1 protein-coding gene is annotated in these 1,414 nt (G+C 63.8%); it reads left to right on the top strand.

What is annotated here, in order from left to right; all coding sequences use genetic code 11:
* Positions 1-184 precede the first annotated feature (184 nt).
* Positions 185-1,414, top strand: a 1,230-nt coding sequence (locus OC610_RS27405) for an aldehyde dehydrogenase family protein (protein WP_264432577.1), incomplete at its 3' end; no start/stop codon positions are given.

Raw genomic sequence — 1,414 nt, 5'->3', positions numbered from 1 at the left:
GCGGGAGCAAGCTCCCTCGCCACAAGGGCCTGCGCCGGCCTTGAAATTGCGCCTATCGCTTGAAACCTACGACCAAATAACGAGAGAGCCCCCTGCCAATGACGCATTCGTCCGGCCAGCGGGGCTCTCTACCATCGGCCTATCGCCTGTCCCGCGACAGGCATCGACCAGGCAGAGGCCCATCATGATCTACCCACAACCCGGAACCCCAGGCGCCATCGTTTCCTTCAAGCCGCGCTATGGCAACTTCATCGGCGGCGAGTTCGTCGCGCCGGTCAACGGCGAGTACTTCACCAACACGTCGCCGGTCAATGGCGAAGTCATCGGCGAGTTCCCGCGCTCCAGCGCCGCCGACATCGACAAAGCCCTGGACGCGGCCCATGCCGCCGCTGATGCCTGGGGCAAGACCTCGGTCCAGGACCGTTCCCTGGTGCTGCTGAAAATTGCCGACCGCATCGAGCAGAACCTGGAAATCCTCGCCGTCAGCGAGACCTGGGACAACGGCAAGGCCGTGCGTGAAACCCTGAACGCCGACGTGCCGCTGTCGGCTGACCATTTCCGCTATTTCGCCGGCTGCATCCGCGCGCAAGAGGGCGGGGCCGCCGAGATCAACGAGCTGACCACCGCCTACCATTTCCACGAGCCGCTGGGCGTGGTCGGGCAGATCATCCCGTGGAACTTCCCGCTGCTGATGGCCGCCTGGAAACTCGCCCCGGCCCTGGCCGCCGGCAACTGCATCGTGCTCAAGCCAGCGGAGCAGACGCCGTTGTCGATCACGGTGTTCGTCGAGCTGATCGCCGACCTGCTGCCCGCCGGCGTGTTGAACATTGTCCACGGCTTTGGCCGCGAAGCCGGCGAAGCCCTGGCCACCAGCAAGCGCATCGCCAAGATCGCGTTCACCGGCTCGACTCCGGTCGGTTCGCACATCATGAAGTGCGCGGCCGAGAACATCATCCCGTCTACCGTGGAGCTGGGCGGCAAGTCGCCGAACATCTTCTTCGAAGACATCATGCAAGCCGAGCCGGCGTTCATCGAGAAGGCTGCCGAAGGCTTGGTGCTGGCGTTCTTCAACCAGGGCGAAGTCTGCACCTGTCCGTCCCGCGCCTTGGTGCAGGAATCGATCTATGCGCCGTTCATGGCCGAGGTCATGAAGAAAATCGCCAAGATCAAGCGCGGCAATCCGCTGGACACCGAGACGATGGTCGGCGCCCAGGCGTCCCAGCAGCAATACGACAAGATCCTTTCGTACCTGGACATCGCCCGGGAAGAGGGCGCCGAGCTGCTGACCGGTGGCGCGGCCGAACGCCTTGAGGGCGATCTGTCGAGCGGCTATTACATCCAGCCGACGCTGCTCAAGGGCCACAACAAGATGCGCGTGTTCCAGGAAGAAATCTTCGGACCGGTGGTGGGCGTG

It is taken from the genome of Pseudomonas agronomica (genome assembly GCF_025917275.1).
Lineage (GTDB): Bacteria > Pseudomonadota > Gammaproteobacteria > Pseudomonadales > Pseudomonadaceae > Aquipseudomonas > Aquipseudomonas agronomica.
Note: the sequence above shows the minus strand (reverse complement) of the source record. Positions and strands in the feature narration are given on the sequence as shown.